This is a genomic window from Pseudoalteromonas sp. SR41-8 (genome assembly GCF_014163915.1).
GTDB lineage: Bacteria > Pseudomonadota > Gammaproteobacteria > Enterobacterales > Alteromonadaceae > Pseudoalteromonas > Pseudoalteromonas rhizosphaerae.
In genome coordinates this window covers 1-22,591 of the sequence record NZ_JACJEE010000018.1, presented here as the reverse complement: position 1 = coordinate 22,591, position 22,591 = coordinate 1, and the positions used below count along the sequence as shown (strand labels likewise).

Annotated in this window: 20 protein-coding genes; 7 read left to right on the top strand and 13 right to left on the bottom strand. The window is 40.1% G+C overall.

Annotated features, from left to right (window positions below):
• Positions 1-144 precede the first annotated feature (144 nt).
• Both H5162_RS13120 and H5162_RS13115 read right to left on the bottom strand, forming a co-directional pair.
• A complete protein-coding gene (locus H5162_RS13120; protein WP_145241067.1) occupies positions 145-606 on the bottom strand; it encodes a DMT family transporter in 462 nt (153 codons plus the stop codon).
• A gap of 9 nt (positions 607-615) precedes the next feature.
• Complete coding sequence (locus H5162_RS13115) at positions 616-1,050, bottom strand: DMT family transporter (RefSeq protein ID WP_145241069.1); 435 nt, start codon at positions 1,048-1,050, stop codon at positions 616-618.
• A 94-nt stretch (positions 1,051-1,144) separates the two neighbouring features.
• On the opposite strand from H5162_RS13115, the gene H5162_RS13110 reads away from it, so the two are divergent.
• Complete coding sequence (locus H5162_RS13110) at positions 1,145-2,080, top strand: LysR family transcriptional regulator (RefSeq protein WP_149982852.1); 936 nt, start codon at positions 1,145-1,147, stop codon at positions 2,078-2,080.
• A 199-nt stretch (positions 2,081-2,279) separates the two neighbouring features.
• A complete protein-coding gene (locus tag H5162_RS13105) occupies positions 2,280-3,116 on the top strand; it encodes an AraC family transcriptional regulator (RefSeq protein ID WP_149982853.1) in 837 nt (278 codons plus the stop codon).
• Positions 3,117-3,126: 10 nt separating this feature from the next.
• Here H5162_RS13105 and H5162_RS13100 read toward each other — a convergent pair whose 3' ends face one another.
• Positions 3,127-3,717, bottom strand: coding sequence for a LysE family translocator (locus H5162_RS13100; RefSeq protein WP_182732204.1), 591 nt, complete (start codon positions 3,715-3,717; stop codon positions 3,127-3,129).
• Between the two features lie 184 nt (positions 3,718-3,901).
• On the opposite strand from H5162_RS13100, the gene H5162_RS13095 reads away from it, so the two are divergent.
• Positions 3,902-4,306, top strand: coding sequence for a YkgJ family cysteine cluster protein (locus H5162_RS13095; RefSeq protein WP_145241077.1), 405 nt, complete (start codon positions 3,902-3,904; stop codon positions 4,304-4,306).
• A 329-nt stretch (positions 4,307-4,635) separates the two neighbouring features.
• Complete coding sequence (locus H5162_RS13090; protein WP_145241079.1) at positions 4,636-6,153, top strand: DUF3360 family protein; 1,518 nt, start codon at positions 4,636-4,638, stop codon at positions 6,151-6,153.
• Between the two features lie 59 nt (positions 6,154-6,212).
• On the opposite strand, the gene H5162_RS13085 is transcribed toward H5162_RS13090, so the two are convergent.
• Positions 6,213-7,085, bottom strand: coding sequence for an MYG1 family protein (locus H5162_RS13085; RefSeq protein WP_145241081.1), 873 nt, complete (start codon positions 7,083-7,085; stop codon positions 6,213-6,215).
• Positions 7,086-7,419: 334 nt separating this feature from the next.
• Positions 7,420-8,490: a mechanosensitive ion channel family protein gene (locus H5162_RS13080; RefSeq protein ID WP_409076815.1), complete on the bottom strand. Its 1,071-nt coding sequence runs from the start codon at positions 8,488-8,490 to the stop codon at positions 7,420-7,422.
• 154 nt (positions 8,491-8,644) lie between these two features.
• Here H5162_RS13080 and H5162_RS13075 point away from each other — a divergent pair, with 154 nt between their 5' ends.
• The 3 genes from H5162_RS13075 to H5162_RS13065 all read left to right on the top strand — a co-directional run bounded on the left by H5162_RS13075 (position 8,645) and on the right by H5162_RS13065 (position 11,532).
• Positions 8,645-9,625: a YihY/virulence factor BrkB family protein gene (locus H5162_RS13075; protein ID WP_182778725.1), complete on the top strand. Its 981-nt coding sequence runs from the start codon at positions 8,645-8,647 to the stop codon at positions 9,623-9,625.
• 71 nt (positions 9,626-9,696) lie between these two features.
• Positions 9,697-10,539, top strand: coding sequence for a pirin family protein (locus tag H5162_RS13070; protein WP_182734950.1), 843 nt, complete (start codon positions 9,697-9,699; stop codon positions 10,537-10,539).
• Positions 10,540-10,560: 21 nt separating this feature from the next.
• A complete protein-coding gene (locus H5162_RS13065; RefSeq protein ID WP_182778723.1) occupies positions 10,561-11,532 on the top strand; it encodes a glutathione S-transferase family protein in 972 nt (323 codons plus the stop codon).
• Positions 11,533-11,622: 90 nt separating this feature from the next.
• Here the strand turns inward: H5162_RS13065 and H5162_RS13060 are convergent, their stop codons facing one another.
• The 8 genes from H5162_RS13060 to dkgB form a co-directional block, all read right to left on the bottom strand.
• The gene (locus H5162_RS13060; protein ID WP_182778721.1) at positions 11,623-12,198 is read right to left on the bottom strand and encodes a hypothetical protein; all 576 of its coding nucleotides are present in this window, start codon (positions 12,196-12,198) and stop codon (positions 11,623-11,625) included.
• Positions 12,199-12,303: 105 nt separating this feature from the next.
• Entirely contained in the window at positions 12,304-13,095 is a 792-nt protein-coding gene (locus tag H5162_RS13055; RefSeq protein WP_145241093.1) for a LytTR family DNA-binding domain-containing protein, read from the bottom strand.
• Positions 13,092-14,147: a sensor histidine kinase gene (locus H5162_RS13050; RefSeq protein WP_246175609.1), complete on the bottom strand. Its 1,056-nt coding sequence runs from the start codon at positions 14,145-14,147 to the stop codon at positions 13,092-13,094. The genes H5162_RS13055 and H5162_RS13050 overlap by 4 nt, the downstream gene beginning before the upstream one ends.
• Positions 14,148-14,208: 61 nt before the next feature.
• The gene (locus H5162_RS13045; RefSeq protein WP_182778719.1) at positions 14,209-16,731 is read right to left on the bottom strand and encodes a glycoside hydrolase family 3 protein; all 2,523 of its coding nucleotides are present in this window, start codon (positions 16,729-16,731) and stop codon (positions 14,209-14,211) included.
• A 49-nt stretch (positions 16,732-16,780) separates the two neighbouring features.
• Positions 16,781-17,557, bottom strand: coding sequence for a family 16 glycosylhydrolase (locus H5162_RS13040; protein ID WP_145241097.1), 777 nt, complete (start codon positions 17,555-17,557; stop codon positions 16,781-16,783).
• A gap of 76 nt (positions 17,558-17,633) precedes the next feature.
• Positions 17,634-20,336, bottom strand: a complete 2,703-nt coding sequence (locus H5162_RS13035) for a TonB-dependent receptor (protein ID WP_182778717.1) — start codon at positions 20,334-20,336, stop codon at positions 17,634-17,636.
• Between the two features lie 434 nt (positions 20,337-20,770).
• Complete coding sequence (locus H5162_RS13030) at positions 20,771-21,058, bottom strand: putative quinol monooxygenase (RefSeq protein WP_149982864.1); 288 nt, start codon at positions 21,056-21,058, stop codon at positions 20,771-20,773.
• 55 nt (positions 21,059-21,113) lie between these two features.
• A complete protein-coding gene (dkgB, locus tag H5162_RS13025; protein WP_145241103.1) occupies positions 21,114-21,941 on the bottom strand; it encodes a 2,5-didehydrogluconate reductase DkgB in 828 nt (275 codons plus the stop codon).
• Positions 21,942-22,591 lie beyond the last annotated feature (650 nt).

Sequence of the window (22,591 nt, the reverse complement as noted above, 5' to 3'; positions counted from 1 at the left end):
GCGTACTATTCTAATACACTCGAGACTAAAATGATTCATTCTAAAGCGTATCAAGCCTAAGGCGGGGGAAAAATCTCAGCTCAAATCAGGTGATACCCCCCTGTTACAAGTTATCACCTCAGCCAAATTTTTATTGTTTCAAGGCTAACTCTCAGTTTTTGCTGTATCTTTACCACTTGCATGAATAAAATACAGCGCAATACCCAAACATATTACAGCGCCAATACGACTTGGCGAAAAAGCAATCACATCGTTACCAAGCCAACCAAAATTATCAATTAACATACTCATAAATAATTGACCGAATATTACCGCAACCGTTGCGACTGCGGTGCCAATTCGCTGCACAGCAAACACCATTATCACGATATAGGGTACTCCACACATTGCCCCTAATAATTGCCACTTTGGCACATCCAACAGGGTTAGCGCATGCCTAGGTTCAAAATAAAAGATAAGTAACCCGGTGATCAACGCACCCACCGAAAAGGTTAAAAATGCGCAGCGAAAAACACCTACTTTACTTCCTAATTGGCCATTAATGGCAGCCTGAATACTCAAGGTTGCACCACCAATCACCGCCAGAATTATCATAATTATAGTCATTAGCGTCCCCTAACCTTGTGCCATCAGAATTAATGCAATGACAATAAAAAATAGTGCCATAAGCCGTTTACGGTCAATCTGGCGATGTTGACTACCAAATAAACCATAATGATCTATCAGCAAACTTTTCGCTATTTGTCCCATCAAGATACTGATCATCGTCATAGCAATACCTATCACAGGTGCTGTGAACGTCAATATAACGACATAAACAGGCCCCAACACGCCACCTAACAATGTCCATGATGGTTGTTTGAAAAAAGATGGGCTATTCCGAGGACTAAAAAATAGCATCAACATAAAGGTAAGAGCAGCACCAACACCAAACACACTAAATGTGGCCCATAATTCTCCAACCTCACCACCTAAAGGGCCCAATAAGCCTGCTTCTACAGACAGCCCCATTCCTCCCATAACGACAATTAAAATCAAAATAAACTGCATGCAAATCTCCTATTAATAAGGAATAAATAATAACCTAGAGCTTTAACGCGAAAAATGGGATTATATAAGAAACACTTTTGCAGGATTTGCACAAATGAATGATTTCAGTTCGATCAATATCAGAGCGTTAAAATTTTTTATCGCCGTGTATAAATGTAAAAGCTTTTCTGTTGTTGCTCGACATGAAAATGTATCGCCTTCTATGGTCTCTAGAGTAATTTTGCAACTTGAAGATGCCCTTGGTCAGCAACTTTTTTACCGTAACACAAGAGCAATAATGCCAACCGAAGCGGGCCGAATTTTTCATGATTATGCGCGCTCAATGACCGAGCAACTCAACGAAGTACGTAACGAGCTGCAAGATAGAGCAACTCAACCCAAAGGGTTAATAAGAATTAATGCGCCGGTTTTTTTCGGACAAAAACACATAGCGCCTTGGCTTGGTGAGTTTTTAAATCGCTATCCGAAAATTCAAGTAGAGTTGACTCAAACCGATGATTTTATCGATCCGCATATTGATGCCGCTGACGTGATTTTTCGTATCGGATCTCTTGCAGATTCATCGTTACATGCTAAAACATTAGGACTGCAAACTTATCATTTAGCCGCATCCCCTGCTTATCTGAAAAAATATGGCACACCAAAAGTGCCGGCTGATCTTAGTCAGCATCAGGGCTTAATTTATAGCGGTTCATCGGGGCAAAATCGTTGGTTATTCAAAATTAATTCGTCATGGCAGCAGCAAAGTGTAATACCGACTTTAGTATCTAACAATGCTGAAACGCTGTTTATCGGGGCTTTGAACGACATGGGAATTGTATTATTCCCTGATTGGTTAATTGGTGAAAGCTTAAAAACAGGCGCTCTTGTTTCACTCTTAAGTGAATTTGCGCCAACAATAAAAACAGGACCACAAAACATTACTGCAATTTACCCTAATACACGACAACCACCGTTAAATGTTCGAGTATGTATTGATTACTTTAGTGAAGTTTATGGCAACCCGCCGTACTGGAAATACCAAAATTAAGTATCTACGTTATGCTCTAACGGGTGCAAACAGACCAATAGTGATACCTAAAAAAACACACCCGCTCAGCACACAATTGCATGCAGCTAAGTGACGCAGTTACTCACTGATTTTTTGGTGAATAATTTACTCTGAGAGTAGATTTATACACTACAACTAGGGGTATACTGGAAATAGGTTTTCAATTGTGGAAAATAGTATGCTCCCAACAACACACCCTATTTTTTGGCGCGACCCCGAGTTACCATTTGTCGAGCTGCGCCAAGTATTAGATGGCCGCAAAGTCACTTATGCTCCCCACTCCCACCAGCAATGGTCAATTGGCGCAATTTTAGCGGGGCAAAGTGAATTCATTTGTGAAGATCGTCTACATCAAGTAACACATGGTAATTTAGTATTAATGAACCCTGATGAAGTCCACGCCTGTAATCCAAAGCAAAACTCAGCGTGGGCTTATTACATGATGCATATAGATAAAAATTGGTTAGCAGCGTTATTGTTCGAGTCTGGCGTCACAAAGCAACAAAACTGGCAAGGAAGTCGCTTGGATACAGTGCTACTACCACAGCTTTATCAGGACTTTGTTATCTTGTGCCAAAACCTAATGACAAATACGTTTACCGCAGCACAAAAGCGCACGTTGCTAAGTAGTTACTTCGTACAATTATTTACGTACCTTGATTGCGTTGAGCCATTACACGAGCAAACGTTATTACCTGAAAATAAGCTATATCAAGTAGCGAACTACCTGAATGAGCACTGTTTTGAAGACCAATCAATTAACACAATCAGTAAACTTTTTGGCTTTAGCAGCAGTTATTTAGTGCGCGCTTTTAAACGTCATTTTAATATGACTCCGCACGCTTATCGGTTAAATCGTCGTATTCAATTAGGTCAGCAAGCACTAAAACAAGGCCAGCCAATAGCAAGTATCGCTCACAGTGCAGGTTTTAGTGATCAAGCGCATTTTCAGCGGGTCTTTAAACAACGCGTAGCGGCAACTCCCGAGCAATATCGCCGTACTTTATCACTGTAAATTAAAACCACTAAATCAATAATAAAAAGCAGCTGCCAGCCAGTAATAGTGCAAGAATTTTATTCATCACTCGCATTTTAGCTGGGCTTTGAAAATGCTGCCCGAGCCGTATACCTAGCCAAACCCAACAGCCAAGTGATAACCAACAAATAGGTAAATATAAACTTGCAAAAGTAACCAGTTCAAATCCTTGCGCCCCTGGACTATATGCTGCAATGCCTGATAAAGAAGCCAACCACGCTTTAGGGTTAAGCCATTGCATGATCACACCTGTCATAAAGGTAGGGGCATTTTGCTTAGCGTCAGCTGTGAGGCCGCCATCATCGATAAATAATTGATAACTGAGATAAAGTAAAAAAGCGATACCGAGCCACTGTAATACACCAGTGATCCAGGCTAATTGCGCAATGAGATAATGCAAACTAAAACCAATAAACAAAAATAATGCAATGAAACCAAAGGTAGCACCAGTCACAAATATTAAGCCTCTTTTTGCCCCATATCGCGCACTACTACTTAACGAAACAAGGTTAACTGGCCCGGGTGATATAGACGCCGCCAAGGCAAATAGTGCCATTGAGATGATCACTGATAAAGTCATAATGTATACTTAGGTTATTTAAAGTGGCGTTTATTATCTGTTGTTGCAATAAGCCATGTATTGAACAAAATTGACCTTGTTGTAAATAAAATAGCATCTGACAAATTACCCCTGCAAAAACACAGCTGCACTAAAAACAATCGGTGATACACTAGAATTAGTCCATCTTACAAATTAGCGAACCATGAAAGAATGTAATCAATGTGGTAAATGCTGTATTAAATACGGTGGTGGCGATCTGAGCGCCACGCAAGAAGAGATTGATCTATGGGAGATATTTAACCCCGAAATCTTTGAGTTCGTTAAAAATAACCAAATATGGCACGACCCACAATCGGGAGTAAAACTAAGCCAATGCCCTTTTCTTGAAATAGCACCAAAAATAAATCCCCTCGCCGCAAATAAATATACCTGCAGTATTTATTTAGACCGCCCTGAAGATTGCCGCCACTATCCTAGCCTTATCACCGAAATGGTAAGAGACGAATGCGAAATGATTGAAGTAATCGATTTAGATAACTATAAAAAAGCACAAAGAAAACTTGATCTATTAATGCAAGACAGTCGCCCTGGCGGCTATACAGAATAAAACAGAGCTTAGCTTTGAGTGAGCTCCTAGCCATTAGACTAAAGACTTAGCACCCAGTAATTCATTAATGCGTGCCGTATAACTGGCTTTTTTAAAGCAATAAACAACAAATATGAAAATAAGGTATTGATTATTAACAATAGAAATTAACTTTTGAATATTTTCTTCTCTGCTGGCTATACCTGCGCCAAGCTACTTTAATCCGTCATGCTCGACCTTTGCCTAATCGTAATTGATAAACCTCTACTTTATTCTATCGATTCAATATTCATTGCTTTATACAAGCTGTTTTTTTATTTTGAGTTAGCAACAATGTTGCAGGAGAATTCATGACAACCACGCCAAAAGATGACACGTCATCTCAAGCTGAGCAGGTAAGCGATACTCAAACCGTTTCCGATAGCTATAAAAATCTTCATAAACCAAGCTCTGAGTTTGCCAGTCGAGACGATTATCTCGAGCATGAACTGCAAATTATGCAGCCAAAGCGCTGGCGTCCTAACTTGCCTTTTCGGGATTACCGCTTCGAATTTGAAGACACAATTCCCGCGATGGCAGGGACAATTGGTAAAGTTGTTATGGTAGGCGCTATTGCCGCCACCTTTGCCGCACCGCTTGGTTTAAGTGACGCCTTTGTGTTAGAAAACGTACGCTATGAGTTACTCATAGTGGCTATTTTTATCATCTTGTTTTCAGGTTTTATTTTACCCACTGCTAACTTAGCGGGAACCCACGGACCACTCATTCCATTAATTCCCATTGTTGTTGCAGCAGGCGGACACCCAATGGCATTCGGGCTACTCATTGGCGCCTTAGGGTTACTGCTTGCCATCAGTAAAGGCGGCAGTTTGTTGGCACGACTAACCAGTAAAGGGGTGTGCGGCGGATTATTACTTTACTTAGGATTCATAGGCACTATATCGCAAGTAAAGAAACTGTTTGCATGGGCTGAACAAATTCAAATGACCCACATTGCCTTCATCGTTATTTTGGCCACTATTTTACTGTACGCGCTACTCGAACATTTTAAAAAACGTTGGTTAGCTGTGCCGCTCAGCTGCCTTATTGGTGGTTTAACGGCCTTTGCCTTAGGTGCGCCGTTTGAATTTAAAACCGCCCCCGGGTTACCAAATATGAACCCTATGTATTGGTGGGGTGAAAACACCGGTTGGATGTTAGGTTTGCCGACTCTTGAAAGCTTTGTAGTCGTATTGCCCTTTGCCATACTGGCAGTGGCCATGTGGTCGCCAGACTTTTTAGGCCATCAAGTATTCCAAAAGATCAGCTACCCAAAACGCACTGAAAAAGTGCAAATGAACATTGACGATACTATGCTCAGTGCATCAGTTAGGCAAACCTTTGGCTCTATTTTAGGTGGGTCTAACTTCACCTCATCATGGGGCACGTATATTGTGCCTGCCGCGATTGCTAAGCGCCCTATTCCAGCGGGTGCAATTTTAACCGCACTTTTTTGTGTAATTGCAGGTATATGGGGTTATCCAATGGATCTCGCCATTTGGCAACCGGTACTGTGTGTGGCGTTAATAGTGGGTGTATTTATCCCACTGCTTGAGGCGGGTATGGAAATGACTCGCGAAGGTAAAACCACGCAATCAGCAGCTATTGTGGTATTTGCTTCAACGTTAGTAAACCCAGCGTTTGGCTGGTCACTGACCATGCTGCTCGATAACTTAGGCTTAATTGGCTGTAAAGAGCGCAGCTCTGAGCTGACCCATATGAGTCGCTGGATCATTCCGCTGTTTATGTTTGTATTATTGACCAGTGTTATGGCCATGGTGGGCATGCTGCCAGGTATTCCAGCGTTGCTAGAAAACTTTAGGCACTAATACAAAAAGGGGGGAAGCCAGTACAGCGCTCCCCCCTTTTTAATAACCGTGACTTCGTTTTATTCGTCTTGCAACGCCATTGCAGCAAGTTTCATGGTACTTGCAAATGATTCTGCGCCTGCGATAAACAAGCCATTGTGGCAAAACATTGCGTCATCAATGCCCGTTTGCGCTTGAAATGCAGCATCTGATAAACCAGCCCATGCTTTTGGTAGTGACTTTCTGTCTTCAAATGAACCCGGTTCAACAGGCACCGTTTGCAAAATCCATTTGCCTGAATGCGATGGATAAACCATGTATAACGCTTCTTGCGATAAAGCATGCACGGTTTTTTTCCACGGCGTGTATTGCTCTAATACAATCACTCTTGCATCATCTGCGTTATCAATCGCTTTAGCGACGATTGCTTTAGCATTAATGCCGCCACTGGCTGCTGCAATAAAACGTGTTAAAACACGCGATGCAAATTCAACCGCCTCATCAAAACAACGATCAAAGTCACTTTCCTCTTGCCATGTTGGGTTAAACATTGAAATTGTTTGGCTAAGACTGATCCCTTTCGATACACCTTCAACATGACCGCAATCAATCGCATCAATGGTCGATACCAAACCGGCATCAACTGCATGCGCAACATCTTGGTCACCCTGACACAGCTCTAAACCATATTTTTGCCAAATTAAACCAAATGATGAGTATGGGATGCCATTTTCACGCTCACCGGCACCGCCACGTTGGTGATGATCAAAACGTCCAGCAGCTGGGTCATATTCGCCGCCAACATCAATCACTATGTCAGCTTGCGCGATTAATTCTAAATCACGGGTACGTATAAGTTTAAAAGTAGGAAGAATATGCCTAAGTGCGGCGATACTAAACACATCATCCGCATGAAAATTACCGTTATGAGTTGCTACTGTTATATCATTCATTTATTTAATATCATTTTAGAAAGGAGTAAGAAGACGGCGAAATTTAAACTGATCCGTTAGCACAAAATAGATAAGTCAAAATTACAAGCACAACAGTATACGCTATCGGCGAGCAGCCCACAAAAACAGTGAACCACTTTGTGGTAATTAATCGTCTAGAGGAAGATAAGCTACAGTAATAACAAAGCAACAGTAGATTGATGGTAAAAACATAACCAATCTATACATGAACTGTCTTCAGTAAAACTTTCTCCTCGAGCGATACCTCAGTCTTTGCTAAATAAAATTGCCGAACCCACGGCCATTAAACTAAGTATATTATTTAAAGAGCAAGTTAAATAATATTGTTGCCTTGCTCAGGATCGCGAGAGCGCTCAGCTTGTTCACGAATTTCATCAGCATCACTGCTCACATCATCAATACCAGCATCCAGATGCGCAATCGGTTTGACTTTTTGATCTTGCGTAGTGGGTTGTTCCGGAGTCTTTTGTGCTTGCTCACTTGGTGCATTTAAAATAATCCGTTCACGAGCATCATCAGGCATACTAATACCATGCGCGTTAAAGCTATTAACCATTTCACGCATCAATTGCGACGCTACCTTAACCGGGCTGTTTTGCTCACTATTAACCCAAAAGTAAATACTGAGATTGATAGTGGCTGAGCCTAATTCATCAAGTAACACCTGTGGGGCCGGATCTTTTAGCACAGCAGCTTGTTTATCCATTAAACTCAGCGCTAACTGCTGAGTGTTACGTATATCGTTATCGTAACCTATGCCTATTTTATAGTGACCGCGCATTTTCGGATTAGCAGTAAGGTTTTTAATCACATTTTTATAAACAGTCGCATTAGGTATTTGAATATGATTACCATCAAAATCAACTAATGTGGTCGCCCGCGCAGTGACCTTTTTTACTACCCCTAAGCAGCCATCGACTTCAATAACATCATCAATACGAAAAGGACGTTGCACACTTAATAGCATGCTCGATATAAAGTTCTCTGCAATATCACGAAATGCAAAACCTAAGATTAGCCCGACTAATCCAGTACCGCTCATTATCGCCACGGCAAATTCACTTAAGCCTGCTAAGCGTAAAAATAAATAAACTCCAAACAAAATGATCACAGTACTAATAAAGCGACGAGCAACAACATGCAATAACCGCCTTTCACTTACATAGCCAATAGGTTTCACTAATAAATAAGACACAGGCTTTGCTAAAAAATAGCACACGATTATTGCTGCTATACCTAAAGTGAGAGCGGGTAACATTTGCCAAGCACTTTGTAAAAAATGCACAATTTGTGAGTTTATACCTTGCCAAGATACTGGCGCTAAAGGATCCGCGTTGGTACTCGTTGTTTGTATTTTTAATGCGCTAATAATTTGATTATTAATACTATTCATTATTTCCATATGTAACTCATGCGCTCTTTATTGATGAAACCATTAATTCTGTAGAAGCAAATTAAACGCCAACTTAAGCTGGCAAGCACCTTGCACCCTAACTTCTAATAAATAGTGACTAATAACCATCAGCAAGGAATAAAATATGGCACATAAACCACGTGGCTACACAGCAGATAAACCAACCGAGATCCCCTTGCTGGGCTGGTGGGATATCAGCAAGCGGGTATACCAAAGTATGTCGCAAGATAACTTATCCTTTGTTGCCGCTGGTGTCGCCTTTTACGCATTACTCGCTATTTTTCCAGCACTGGCAGCCTGTGTTTCGCTGTATGCTTATTTCGCCTCTACGGCGGATGTTAGTGAACAGATTAGTAAGTTTATTACTTTATTGCCACCAAGCAGCCGAGAAATCGTTCTACAACAGGTATCTGAAGTTACCCAACAATCACAAAAAGTGTTAAGTGTTAGTGCAATAAGCACGTTGTTATTAACCACATGGAGTAGCAGTAAGGGCTGCCAAGCACTGATCACAGCCTGCAATATTACCTACCATGAGCAAACCAAAAGGCAGTTTTTCAAAGCGCTTTTAGTGCGCTTTCTATTCTCTATTGGCGCTATATTGGTCGCAGTAATCGCATTATTAATCATTGGTATATTGCCTATCGCACTCAATATTGTTGGTCTAGAAAACAGTATCGATACGGTGATCAAATTACTCACTTGGCTATTACTAGCAGCGACTTTTCATTTTTCTTTAGCTTTTGTATATCGTTATGCACCCCATAGAAAAGCGGCAAAGTGGCGTTGGGTTACAACTGGTTCAGTAATGGCGACAGGACTTTGGATCATCGCATCATTAGGGTTTTCATATTATGTATCACAATTTGCCTCGTACAATGAAACGTATGGCTCACTTGGTGGTGTGGTGATCATGTTGATGTGGTTGTATATCAGCGCCTATATCATTATTTTTGGCGCTGCGATTAATGCCAGCACCGAACAACAAACCATGGTTGATAGCACCGTAGGACCTGCACATCAGTCTGGCAATCGCGGGGCTTTTGTAGTGGATAACCTAACGAAAAAACAAAAATCAGAACGTTCTGTTAAAACGAATGAATAGTGCTATTTTTACCCATGGTTGTTTAATTTTATTGTGTTTAAATAATACCATACAAGATTCGGAGCAAAGCAATGAAAGTAATAAAACAACTCAATAGCCATGCAACCCAAGATGGTGATGGCGTAAATATTAGCCGGATACCAGGCTTTGATGGTAAGCATTTAGATCCTTTTTTAATGATCGACGAATTAAAATCCGACGATCACAGTGACTTTATGGGTGGGTTTCCTGCCCACCCGCATCGTGGTATCGAAACCTTTACCTACATTATTAAAGGCGGCTTTGAACACCAAGATCAAATGGGCAATAAAAAAGCTATTCGCGCAGGTGATGTGCAATGGATGAGTACCGGCTTTGGCGTTATCCATAGCGAAATGCCACTTGCCGATGCGATTGAGGGGATGCATGGCTTTCAAATTTGGCTCAATATGCCAAGCACTGAAAAGCTCAGAGCACCGAAATATCAAGATACTACTGAGCACCCTGCACCTGAACATAAAAATAGTCAAGGTGTTGAACTAAAAGCACTGGCTGGCAATTGGCAATTTGACCAGCAAACTCAGGTTTCAAGCCTACAAGAACTAGCAGCCAATGGCATGCTAGCAGATGTAACATTACCTGTAGGCACTGAGTTTGCTCATCCACCACTGACACAAAGCAAGGTGATGATTTATATTCATACCGGCTCAATCAACACCGAACAAGGTGGTCCAGTAATGGCTGGCAGCCTACTTATTTTAGAGCCCGGTAGTGATATTAAATTTAGCTCGCAAAGCGGCGCTGGGGTACTTATTTTAGCCGGTGATCCGCTTAATGAACCTATTGCTCACATGGGCCCGTTTGTGATGAATACGCAAGATCAATTACGAGAAGCAATTAGTGATTACCAAAGCGGTAAATTTGGTAGCTTTTAAAACACGATATAGGAGTCAATTATGGGATTACTAGTCAACGGTAAATGGCAAGATAAATGGTACGACACCGATAAAAGCGATGGTGAGTTTAAACGCGAGTCTGCACAATTACGTAACTGGGTAACCAAAGATGGCAGCGCAGGCCCAACTGGTGAGGCGGGCTTTAAGGCACAGAAAGGCCGTTATCATTTATATGTTTCATTAGCCTGCCCATGGGCGCACCGCACCTTGATTTTTAGAAAATTAAAAGGCCTTGAAGACTATATTGATGTCTCTGTGGTTAGCCCAGATATGTTAGATAATGGTTGGACGTTTGATAAAAACAACCACAGCACTGGAGATGCACTTTTTGATAAGCAATTTATGCATCAAATATACACCGAAAATAAAGCAGATTATTCCGGAAGAGTAACTGTGCCTGTGCTTTGGGATAAACAGCAAAATAAAATAGTCAGTAATGAATCTGCTGAAATCATTCGCATGTTTAACAGCGCCTTCAATGATTTAACTGGCAATAAACTAGACTTTTACCCAAATAACTTGCACGCTGAAATCGATGCAATTAATGAGCTGGTGTACAACAACATTAATAATGGCGTGTATCGTACTGGGTTTGCGACCACTCAAAAAGCCTATGAAGAGGCATTTAATGACTTATTCACTGCATTAGACAAAGTCGAAAGTATTTTACTCAAGCAGCGCTATTTGGTGGGCAACACCCTAACCGAAGCAGATTGGCGATTATTTACCACTCTAATACGCTTTGACAATGTGTATGTTGGGCATTTTAAATGTAATCTGCGTACTATCGAAAATTACCCGGCACTGAGTGAATACTTACGTGAGCTTTATCAAGTTGCTGGCGTTAAAGAAACCGTTGATTTTTATCATATCAAACGACATTATTATTTTAGTCATACCATGATCAACCCAACGCAAATCGTCCCTAAAGGGCCCAATATTGATTACGCTCGCGAGCATAATCGCGGTTAACCAATTTATACTACCCCTGCAAAATGGCAGGGGTAGTTTAGGCCTTTTTATAACCACCACAAATCACAATAATGCCTTTTAAAGCTTTGTTCACCACTGTATTGTATTGATAATATAACCAAAATAACTTTTTTCACCAACCAGATTTACTCTTTTATTCTTGAGCGTTAATAATTCAGCTTTATCTAAATACCATCTTATTGAATGTGTTTCTTCACTTGCTAAATCGGAAAACTTTAATTCTACGCAGTGCGGCTCATAGTCACTACTACATGTTGTTGCCTCAACTAATAAATATTCTTGCGACCAATACTCAGCCAATTGATAATTTGCCCATAACTGTATTGGGATATTAATGAATGTCCAAAAGTAAAAGTAAATAAACACTGGACTAAAAAGCAGCGTAAAATACTTAACTAAACGTCCCTCAGCAATAAAATGCTCATCTAAGCTTTCCTTCACTTGAGCAAAATTCTTATACTGACTAAAAAGGTAACCAATCGTCAGCACTGTCAGCGAAGGTAAAACCCATTTTAAAATAAAATTGTAATTAGCATTAGGGATAAATGCGGGATCCACACTTTCATACCAGATGAAAAAACCGCAAGGCATAAAACAGGTAATCAATAATATTAAAATAATCCAAAAAAGCTGAGGTTTTGCCATAGAAATTTAAAATCCTTATAAATTATGACCTGAGATAGCGTAACAAATGCCTATTATACAAACTGTTAAAGTTATAGTTTAATACTCTCAATATTAATATATTTATTATTTGAACAAACTCTTTAAATTTTTACTATAGGTACGACTGACTTTAAGTGTTTTACCACTTTGTAATACAGCCGTGTATTCAGAGTTTCTAAGTGGGTTAAGTTGCTTTATATGGCTTAAATTTACAATCGTTGATTTATGTATTCGCAGGAAATCTTCAGGCAAGGTGTTTTTTTCAAGCTCTTTTAAACGCGCCCGCATTACGTGTGTTTCAGCAGGTGTGTGTACACACATATAATCCCCCGCCGCATCAATCCATAAAATATCTTTAAACGGAATAATTTGAATTGGGTTTTTAGCATCTTGAATAACTAAATTCTCAGCTTCAAACTTATAGTCAGAATTACCCGCCACTTCAAGTGGTTGCGATTCATTGATCACCAGCGATTGGTGCACTTCAATAAGTTCGGTTTTTCTGTTTAGCTTTTCTGTTTTAATAACTCTTTCAATGGCTTCTGCAAGGCGAGCTAACTTAACGGGCTTAAGTAAATAATCCAGCGCCCTCACCTCAAAAGCTTTAACAGCATGTTGATGAAATGCCGTAACAAAGATAACCGCAGGGCAGCTCTCTGGTTGAAAATGTTTAATTAATTCAAAACCTGACTTTGTTGGCATTTCTATATCTAGAAACACTAAATCTACATCATATTCGTTAAGTACTTTAATTGCTTCATCAACACTTTGTGCACTGCCAATCACTTCAATTTCAGCAAAGGCTTCTAAGCGAATACGCAAACCTTCAATAGCACTGTATTCGTCATCAACGAGTAACGTTTTTAATTGAATCATGATTGCAAACCATTAATTGGAAGAGAGATACAAAACCACGCACCACCGGTAGTCGCATTGCCTTTTTCAATTCGGTGACTATTACCATATATTAATTTTAAGCGTTGCTCACAATTAGCCAAGCCGATGCCTCTTTTGGTTTTTTTATTATCATCAAAGCCTTTACCAGTATCAGCAACTTTAATGAGCAATGCGGATTTTGTTTTTTCAACATTAATTGTGATCACCATTTTTTGATCTGCTCGCATACCATGTTTTAACGCGTTTTCTACCAATGGTTGAATTAATAAAGAAGGTATTAATAAATCGTTGCATGGTTCATCAACGCTAATATTAACCTCTAGCTTGTCAGCAAATCGGCATTGTTCAATATCTAGGTAGGTTCTTAACATTGCGATTTCTTCTTTGATAGCTACTTTTTCAAGTGGGTCGGTATATAAACTATGGCGCAATAAGTCACATAGTTTTTCAAGCATGTTTACTGCCTGCAAGCTTTCTTTTTTCAATATTAACGTGCAAATGGCGTTAATACTATTGAACATAAAATGCGGGTTAAGCTGATATCGAAGCATTTTTAGCTGTGACTCTTTCGCTAAATGGGTTGCTTCTGCGGCCTTTTGAGTTTGCTCAAGATTATCTAAATAAATTTTGATCCCGTAATAAAAGGCAGTCCATGTTGAAAGCATGGTTAACGAGGCTGACGTCCATGTACCAAAGTCAAACCATGACATTGAAAGCCACCAGTTACCATATAACCACTGCAAGGAAATCCATTTAATTTGCGTCCAGAGTAATGTTGCAATTAGAAGCAGCATAATACGTAACGCGACTTTAACTTTGAGCTCTTGCTGACTAAAACAGTTGTAAAATCGTCTTAACGTTAAAGTGATCAAAAAGCCACACGCTACATCAATAATTAAATGCGGTATATGTATTGTCCATGGCTCTTCGCTTGGTATTTTTATCATTAATTCGGTCAGCATTGCATAGACAATCCAACCACAACTTTGGAATAACCAGAACAACTGACTTCTAGGGTTATTACTATTCACATTATTAAATCCAATGTTATAGGCTGTTGATTAATAAACGTTAATCAACAGCCATAGGGTATTACTTTGCACACGTTAATGATAATGAGTCATTACTCGGTTTTATAGTCAACGCCACATCAGCAATTGCTAAACTTAAATTTTGACTGGTAATGCGCAGCGCGTCTGTTATTTTTTGCTCAGCAAGTCCGCTATCACCACAGTGCAAAGGGATTGCTAGAGTATGCCAACTTTTGTCTGTCATTAATTGTGAAAACGATGAAAAATCAATATTCCTTAAGCAATGATTTTCGCTACACATGACTTGCAAGTTTGCTCCTTGTTCAGGAGCTTTATCTATACGCATTTTTAATTCAAGGTAACCTGCACTAAATTTACTATCTAGCTGTTTAGGCTCTAGGTAACTCAAGCTAACAGCGGCTTGTGCGCGCCAATTAAAGCCACGGCCATCTTCTTGATAAGATAAATTGACTGATTGCATAAGTAAACTTTGTTTATCGCCACTGGTTGCTGATGCACCGCTGGCTAACACCTTTTCTGTGCTTGTATCTGCCAGTTGCCAAGTCATATTTTTGGCTAAGTTTCTTACAAACAGCGGATGTGAGTCACTATTAACCATTTTTTTAGGGCTGGTTTTCTCACTCAAAACAGACACATTTATTTTGTCCTGATAAGTTAAGCCATAGCCATAAGCAAATAATGGATCATAGTCAGCATCGTTTAAGTTTAACGTAAATTGGTCATCATATTTAGGCCATGAAAAACTCAACTTACCGCTGAAATCAAACTGGGCTTTACCTTGGCTATTAGTTAATAGTACATCTGCAACGCCCTCACCTTCAGAGCCTGGTAGCCAAGCAGCAACAAAGGCATCCGATGCATTGAGCTCTTTATTAACCCACAACGGGCGGCCGCTTAAAAATACCGTTACTACAGGAATATTATCAGCTTTAAGCTGCTTTAATAACGCAAGTGCATGTTTAGTTTCATGCTGAAACTCAAGCATCTCGATGTCACCAAACCATTCTGCATAAGGTTCTTCACCAATAACAACAATGGCTACATCTGGCTTGGTTTTATACTCACCAGACTCACTTAAGCTTATTTCACCGCCTGCTTTTAATACTTGCGATTTTAAGCCGGCATAAATAGAGGTCGCATTTGGAAAGTCACTATTGGTATTGTCTGTGCCCTGCCAAGAAACACTCCAGCCACCCGCTTGCATATTAATTGCGTTCGCGCCTTTGCCGGCAACTAAGATGCGGCTACTCGCTTTGATTGGCAGGACGTTATCGTTGTTTTTTAATAAAACCAATGATTTCCTAACCGCTTCTCTTGCTAACGTACGATGCTGGGAGGCACCTAACCACTGTGAGTGTTGTGATTCAGGTCGTGAAGATGGCTTTCCTTTAACAAAAACACCCCAACGGATTTTAGCCCTTAAAAAACGTCTAACGGCATCGTTAATTCTTGATTCGGCTATTACACCGTCTTTCACTTGCTTAACAGTATTATGATAAAACGCTTCAAAATGCTCTGGTACCATGATCACATCAACGCCGGCGTTAATTGCTTGCGCACATTGCTCTAAATCGCAGCCTTCTACAAACTTGTGAGCATTCCAATCACTGACTACAAACCCATCAAAACCAAGTTGGTTTTTAAGTACATCCGTTAATAAATGTTTATCGCCATGTACACGTTTGCCATTCCAACTATTAAAGGATGCCATCACTGATTGCACACCTTGATTAATAGCCGAAAAATAACCTGCGCTGTGAATATCTCTTAATCCTTTTTCATCGATAAGCGTATTTCCGCGATCAACGCCTCGCTCTGTACCACCATCGCCCACAAAATGTTTTGCGGTTGCAATACGGTTACTGCCTTTTAAAAAGTCAGCGCCTATATCACCTTGAATACCTGTCACCATACTACCTGCATACAGCCTAACTAATTCAGGGTCTTCTGAGTAACTTTCATAGGTTCTGCCCCAGCGATCATCTCTGACTACAGCGACAGTAGGAGCAAAACTCCATTCAATCCCAGTGGCTGAGACTTCTTTCGCTGTTGCTTGGCCTATGCGCTTAATTAAGTCGGCATCATGCGCAGCTCCTAAGCCAATATTGTGCGGAAATAACGTAGCGCCATACACATTGCTATGTCCATGCATGGCATCAGTACCCCAAATAGTCGGTATTGCAATACCGTCTTTCGTTGAGTCCATTGATGCTAGGTACATTTCATCGGCATATTTTAACCATGTGGCCTGATCAGCGCGTTTGTCGCCATAGGGCGCTGTATTACCGCCATTTAGGTATGAACCAAACCCATATTTGCGCATTTGTTCAACACTTAAATAACCAATTTCGGGCTGAATCATTTGCGCCACTTTTTGCTCTATGGTCATCTTTGCCAGTAGTTGTTCAATTTGCGCTTCTACAGCGGGATCGCGTTTAAGTTTAGTGTTTACATAAGGCCAGTTGACTTGCTCACGCTCTGCACTGAATGAATATTGACAAGTAAGCGCCCCAACTACGGGCAATAAGCAAAATAATAATTTAGAATATTTGATTTGAGACATTAAAAACCTTCGAGATTAAATTCTATTTATAGATACAAACTTCTTAATTTTATTGGGGAATGTACTCAATAAAATCATAGTACGCCCACGAAGGGCTGCCATAGTATTGACCAGGGAAGTAATAGCCTTCGGTTGAGTTATCACCATTCCATTGGTTAATCATTATTTTTGTATTATCCATCGGCCATGCATACGCGGGAATTTCATTTTCAGCTAAATGACCATCGCCATTGTCTTTGTAGAGCACTCTTAATGTTTGCTCATTTCCTTGAGCGTCGTAAAGGTACCAACGAATCGAGTTGCTAGACCAATCAAAGCCAATAGTTAATAAGTTTTCTCTGTAATCAAGTCCGTATTGACTTAAGTCGATGTCCTTTTCCCAGCTTTGATAAGTGCCACCTTGCGGCTGATAAATCACATTGGTATGAACAACGTTCCCAAGGGAGGGTAAAAGCTCAATATCTATCTCTTGCCATGCTCTGCCGGGTGAATCCCACCACGATGTGTAAGTAAAAATGGAAGACACAGTGCCTTGCGTATTCCCTGACTTAACACTGCCTTGCACCTTGCCAAAGCCATAGAAATTATTACTTTGCAGCTCAGCACATGCGCCTTGTGATAATGAAAGCGTGATCCCCTGTTGGCTTGGGTTAATCATTGCAGGGGCAAATTCACAGCCAAAAGGCGAGCCATTGTCGCCACTTCGCGCATTCCAAATGGTATTATCGTAACCCCATGAAAAATTATCTTTAAAATAATTGGCATATGTAAAAGGTGAGATAAACACACAACCTGCAACTAACGAGCTAATAAGCTTAGTTTTCATTATTGATCCTTATTTAAATTGTACACCTCCCACAGTGGTATATTGACTGTGGGAAGTTTAATTGTGGTTAGGTTATCTAGAATGAAAAACCAGCTCTTACACCGTAATACCTTGGCATGCCAAAGCTGCCTTTTGGAATTCCTTTGCTAGTATTATTCCAATATTGAATAGTTTCATCAGAGGCATTATTAACGAATACTTCTGCGTACCAGCTTTGTCCTTGCGGCTCATATTTAATTGACGCGTTATAGACTGCAAATGCATCTCGGCTATCGTCAATGTATTTTGTCGCCTCGTCCGACACGCTAAAGTCCATATCATCTAAGTGTTTATCAACATTCCATACTGTTGAGTACGATTCATCTTTCCAGCTCGCATTAAGCCAACTATGGATAAAACCATATTCACCTAAATCAAATGTATGTGTGTAGCTGATGTTTGCCGTGAACTTAGGCGTCATCGCTAGGTTATTGCCTTTAAGATTGGTTGATAGCAGTGTATTTTCAGGATTTTTTGATTCCTCATAAGAAATATCAAAAAGATACTCAGCATCGTAATCCCACTTAGTATTCCAATCGTCCGTCACTTTGGCATCGGTCCAGGTTACATAACCGGTGATACGCCCGCTTGGATATGGCTTCCAATCAAACTCAAGCTCAATACCTTTGATTGTTGAACTAGGAACATTTTGTGTGTAATAAGCAATCACAGGCTTGTTTTGAAAATCAAGTACAGGCTCGCCATTGCTATCTAAAACGGGAGAGCCATCTTCATCTTCTACCACAGATAAACGTTCTACGTTACCGATTGAGCCCACTGATGCGTATTGCATGTCGGTGTAATCTGTGTAGAAAAACGCGGCTTTTAAGTTTAATGAATTATCAAAAAAGCTCGATTTAGCGCCAAGCTCCCATGTAAGTACTTCTTCTGGGTCGAACTTAGTTTCAAAGCGTGTTACGTCGCCGGTTCTATCATTTACGACTTCATATACATCACCAATTCCGCCGGCTTTAAAACCACTGGCAAGATAGGTATAAACCATCGTTTCAGGTGAAATGTCGTAGTCTAAACCAACACGAAAGTCATGATGCTGCCAACTTCCTTTATTATCGTTTGCAAAGTATGACGCATAAATTGAAGGATCTTCGTAGTAATCAACTGGTAAGTTATTTAGATCTGTTCTATTTAACCAACCAACAGCGCAACCATCGGCATTAGAGCAGCGGTATGTTTTGCCTCCTTTATCTTCTTTCGTTTCATCACTAAAACGATAACCAAGTGTTAGATGTAATTTTTCAGTTAAATTGTATGTACCTTGGCCAAACAAAGCGAATGCGTCTGTAGAGCGATCAGGTTGATCCCAAAAGGCTTTATCGTCCATTGGGTTATCGTAATAACCTAAGGTCGTGGTTTTTTCGTGGAAATAGTTAGCACCAACAATCCAAATAAAATCGCCGTATTCGTCAGATTGTAATTGCACTTCTGTAGAAAAAGATTCAGCACCAGTGCCATCTAAAAAGTACGTTGCCCCATCCCAAGGATCGAGGCCGACTTCGCTATCTTGTGCTGAAGAGCGTTCCATATCCTCATAGCCAAGTAGCCACACAAGCGAATATTCATCATTTATATCGTAGTTAAGGGTATTTCTAAGATAGGTGATATCTAAATTAAGCTTACCAGGCACATTCACAACAGCTTGATATGTATTATCACTGGGTAAAAAGTTTGTGCAATCGCCGCCCAGCTCTTCACTTCTACCGCGAATTTTATCGCAGTTAACTAAATCGAGATTGTTATTGCTGTTATTAACGTACTTTTGAAAAACGGTATGATTTGAAAAGCCACCATCTAACGGCTCCCAAAGCGTACTAATTCTAAAAGAGTATTCATCAGCGTTGTTATAAAAGTCGTCTTTTTCTGCGGGGGTTAATTGGCGAACTTTTTGCGCCTCTGGATTTGTGCCTGCGCCATCTATCCACCAGTTTTCTCGCTGCGTGACTGTTTGACCAATACCTTGATAAGAATCCTCTGAGATAACAGGAGCATTGAGAATATCGTCGCTTAATCGTCTTGAGTCGTATTGGTTAGGATCGTAGTAACCCTCAAGGTAAGAATCTCGTTTTAATCCTTTGCCAGAAAACCGTACTGCAAATTCGTCATTAATTGGAATATTAATTACGCCATCAATATTTTTGCTGTTGTATTTTCCTGCTTCAACGTTCACATTACCGTATAAATGAGTGAATTCAGGCTTTGCTGAGATAACATTAATGCTACCAACTGTAGAGTTTCGACCAAATAGCGTGCCTTGTGGCCCCCTTAATGCCTCAACTCGTTCAATGTCATACATCAGAGCTAGCGCTCCTTGCATTCTTGGCGAATAAATACCGTCAAGGTGAACGCCAACAGCAGGGTCGCCAAGCTCGGTAATATTAGTAGAGCGTACGCCACGCATCGAGATAACAGGTGCTGATTGATCCGTCGCTGTGGAGATATCTAACCCTGGCACTAGATTAGCAATATCTTTAACACTATTTACGCCATTTTGCCTGAGCTCAGCCTCCGTTAATGCTGTAATAGCAACAGGGGTTTCCATTAACTTTGTTTTACGTTTGGTTGCTGTTACAGAGATAACCTCTAAGGAGGTACTTTGTTCTTGCGCAGTGTTGCTTTCATTAGTATTTGTTGGATTATTCGTAGCAGCTTGTTGGGCATGTAACGGGAATGAGCAAGCTAATGCTACGGCAATTGATAATGCTTTTTTATTTATTGTGTGCATATTCGACCTTTTGATGTGTGTGTAAAACGTTAAGCTTTGTTACTTTTATTTAACAGTCTCACAGTATCCATAGGGTCTTTTTTGATTACTAGTCAAATACGCTAAGGCGAGTTAGATATAATACAAGCCGAAATTAAATCTTGGACAATAAATAAACTGACTCCTTGATTTAGTATCAACAGTCAAAAAACTTAAAAATTTATTGCATGAAAGTAAAACTGACCACCGATGCCATAAACACAAATAAAGCAGATATAATCAGTGAGCGATGAAAAATACCATGGCATAACTTTATATACCCAAAAACGCAGGTCAATACATTAGGTAAGTTATCAAGGCTCACTCATTGTCACATGCTAAGGCGTGATTAAAGCCATGCTTAACATGCTAAGCTCGATATAAAATACGTGGCTTTAAACACTGCCCCTATATTATTAACCAATCGTTTTATACACATCAATATTACTGTGAGTAAGTAGAGCACCAGCCTGTTCACCAAACGTTTTAAAATGTGGCGCTAACTTATGCTCTTCAAAGTGCTCATTTGTAGCCCATTGTTCAGTTACAATGTAATCTGTTTGCGTGTCATTATTTTTCACAGCCAGCTCGTAGCGTAAACACCCTACTTCTTTGCGCGATAACTTTTGTAAGTTATCAAGTGCACTAAGTAACGTAGCTGCATCAGCGTTTTTACATGACAGCATTGCTATAACGGTTAACATAGTTATTCCTTTGCATTAAAAAGTGCAGACTCACTGCACTTTATATTGAACACGCTTAAAACGTGTCTTGATCCCACTGCGGTGCAAAACTTGGGGTTGCTTGACGGTCGCCGCAATCGAGAGCATCAATACGCGCAATGTCTTCTTCATCAAGTTTTACGGCTTTATCATTAAAGTTATCTTCAAGATTTTTACGCTTAGTTGATGACGGAATGGTCGTCATACCCTTGGCGTTTACCCATGCAATAACTACTTGTGCAGGGCTTGCATCATGCTTCTTAGCAATATCAATAATGGTATGATCGTTTAACACTTTACCTACCACAAATGGCATATAGGCGGTGACATGAATGTCATGCTGCTGACAAAAAGCACGTAACTTGGTATTGGTTAAATAAGGGTGTACTTCTATTTGGTTGGTGAATATTTCACGTGAGTCCAGTGTTTGCATGGCTTCTTTTAAATTCGCAATAGTGAAGTTCGATACACCAATATGCTTAGTTAATCCAAGCTGCTTTGCCGTTAATAACTCAGTTAAATACTCGCTCATTGGTTCATCGTTTGATGGCGCAGGCCAATGGATCAACAATAAATCGACAGAATCGAGTTGCAGCTTGTTAAGAGACTCTTTCACACTGGCGATAAAATCGCTTTTATTCAGTTTGTTATTCCACACTTTGGTGGTAATAAATAGCTCGTCTCTAGGGATATTGCTGTCTTTTATCGCTTGGCCAACTTGCTCTTCATTGCCATAAATCTGTGCGGTATCAATATGGCGAAAGCCAACTTCTAATGCCATTTTTACAGATTCATAAGCTGTTTTTCCTTCTAAGCGGAATGTCCCCATGCCTAAGTCTGGCATTTCAATTACACGTTGTGTCATAACTTTATCCTTATAAAAATAATCGGTTTAAATACAAACTTATTAGATTTCTAACCTAAGTTTTTCGAAATACACCTGTTACTTTGTTCATTTAAAATTTTTGACCTCGTAAAAGGTATGAGGCCATTAACCTTAGTTTCAAGGGCTAGAGCCTGTTTATCTTTCACAGTTACTTTTACATCCGTATGTTTGGTTTTTAGATAAGGAATTATTAATGTAGGTAGAGAGCCTGAATAAAGTACGGAAGTTTTACTTAATTTTTTACTTAACCCATCAGATTACAAACCTAGCATGGTGATTAAATAGCTTGTAAATTAAACAATCTTCAACCAGAGAGGTTAACCGGCCCTAGAACCTAATAATTATATTTATAAATGGCTGCTTTAAAAAAATTGAAAGTGCATCTCTCAAGGCCGCTATTTTCAACACTGTTAGCGCTGAAAGTAGTGGCTCAAAGTCGATTTATTCTACTGCGCTTTAGGGCGTGCTGACCTTTGTGGATTAAAATTTGTTCACTCTAGGGGCGATTTAATGGCGGCGCGAGATTTGTAACCTAGTGGGCTAAGTAAAAATCGAGCAACAAAGAGTTAATCGCCCCTAGGAAGAACCCTAAGGGCAGCGCGTGTTTGGCATTGATGCTGCGTTATCGC

Bases quoted from the DNA above. Each gene is read 5' to 3' on its own strand.
- H5162_RS13040 (WP_145241097.1), bottom strand. From the start codon at position 17,557: ATGAAAACTAAGCTTATTAGCTCGTTAGTTGCAGGTTGTGTGTTTATC.
- H5162_RS13065 (WP_182778723.1), top strand. From the start codon at position 10,561: ATGGGATTACTAGTCAACGGTAAATGGCAAGATAAATGGTACGACACC.
- H5162_RS13090 (WP_145241079.1), top strand. From the start codon at position 4,636: ATGACAACCACGCCAAAAGATGACACGTCATCTCAAGCTGAGCAGGTA.
- H5162_RS13105 (WP_149982853.1), top strand. From the start codon at position 2,280: ATGCTCCCAACAACACACCCTATTTTTTGGCGCGACCCCGAGTTACCA.
- H5162_RS13035 (WP_182778717.1), bottom strand. From the start codon at position 20,336: ATGCACACAATAAATAAAAAAGCATTATCAATTGCCGTAGCATTAGCT.
- H5162_RS13085 (WP_145241081.1), bottom strand. From the start codon at position 7,085: ATGAATGATATAACAGTAGCAACTCATAACGGTAATTTTCATGCGGAT.
- H5162_RS13115 (WP_145241069.1), bottom strand. From the start codon at position 1,050: ATGCAGTTTATTTTGATTTTAATTGTCGTTATGGGAGGAATGGGGCTG.
- H5162_RS13070 (WP_182734950.1), top strand. From the start codon at position 9,697: ATGAAAGTAATAAAACAACTCAATAGCCATGCAACCCAAGATGGTGAT.
- H5162_RS13075 (WP_182778725.1), top strand. From the start codon at position 8,645: ATGGCACATAAACCACGTGGCTACACAGCAGATAAACCAACCGAGATC.
- H5162_RS13030 (WP_149982864.1), bottom strand. From the start codon at position 21,058: ATGTTAACCGTTATAGCAATGCTGTCATGTAAAAACGCTGATGCAGCT.
- H5162_RS13055 (WP_145241093.1), bottom strand. From the start codon at position 13,095: ATGATTCAATTAAAAACGTTACTCGTTGATGACGAATACAGTGCTATT.
- H5162_RS13045 (WP_182778719.1), bottom strand. From the start codon at position 16,731: ATGTCTCAAATCAAATATTCTAAATTATTATTTTGCTTATTGCCCGTA.
- H5162_RS13060 (WP_182778721.1), bottom strand. From the start codon at position 12,198: ATGGCAAAACCTCAGCTTTTTTGGATTATTTTAATATTATTGATTACC.
- dkgB (WP_145241103.1), bottom strand. From the start codon at position 21,941: ATGACACAACGTGTAATTGAAATGCCAGACTTAGGCATGGGGACATTC.
- H5162_RS13120 (WP_145241067.1), bottom strand. From the start codon at position 606: ATGACTATAATTATGATAATTCTGGCGGTGATTGGTGGTGCAACCTTG.
- H5162_RS13095 (WP_145241077.1), top strand. From the start codon at position 3,902: ATGAAAGAATGTAATCAATGTGGTAAATGCTGTATTAAATACGGTGGT.
- H5162_RS13100 (WP_182732204.1), bottom strand. From the start codon at position 3,717: ATGACTTTATCAGTGATCATCTCAATGGCACTATTTGCCTTGGCGGCG.
- H5162_RS13110 (WP_149982852.1), top strand. From the start codon at position 1,145: ATGAATGATTTCAGTTCGATCAATATCAGAGCGTTAAAATTTTTTATC.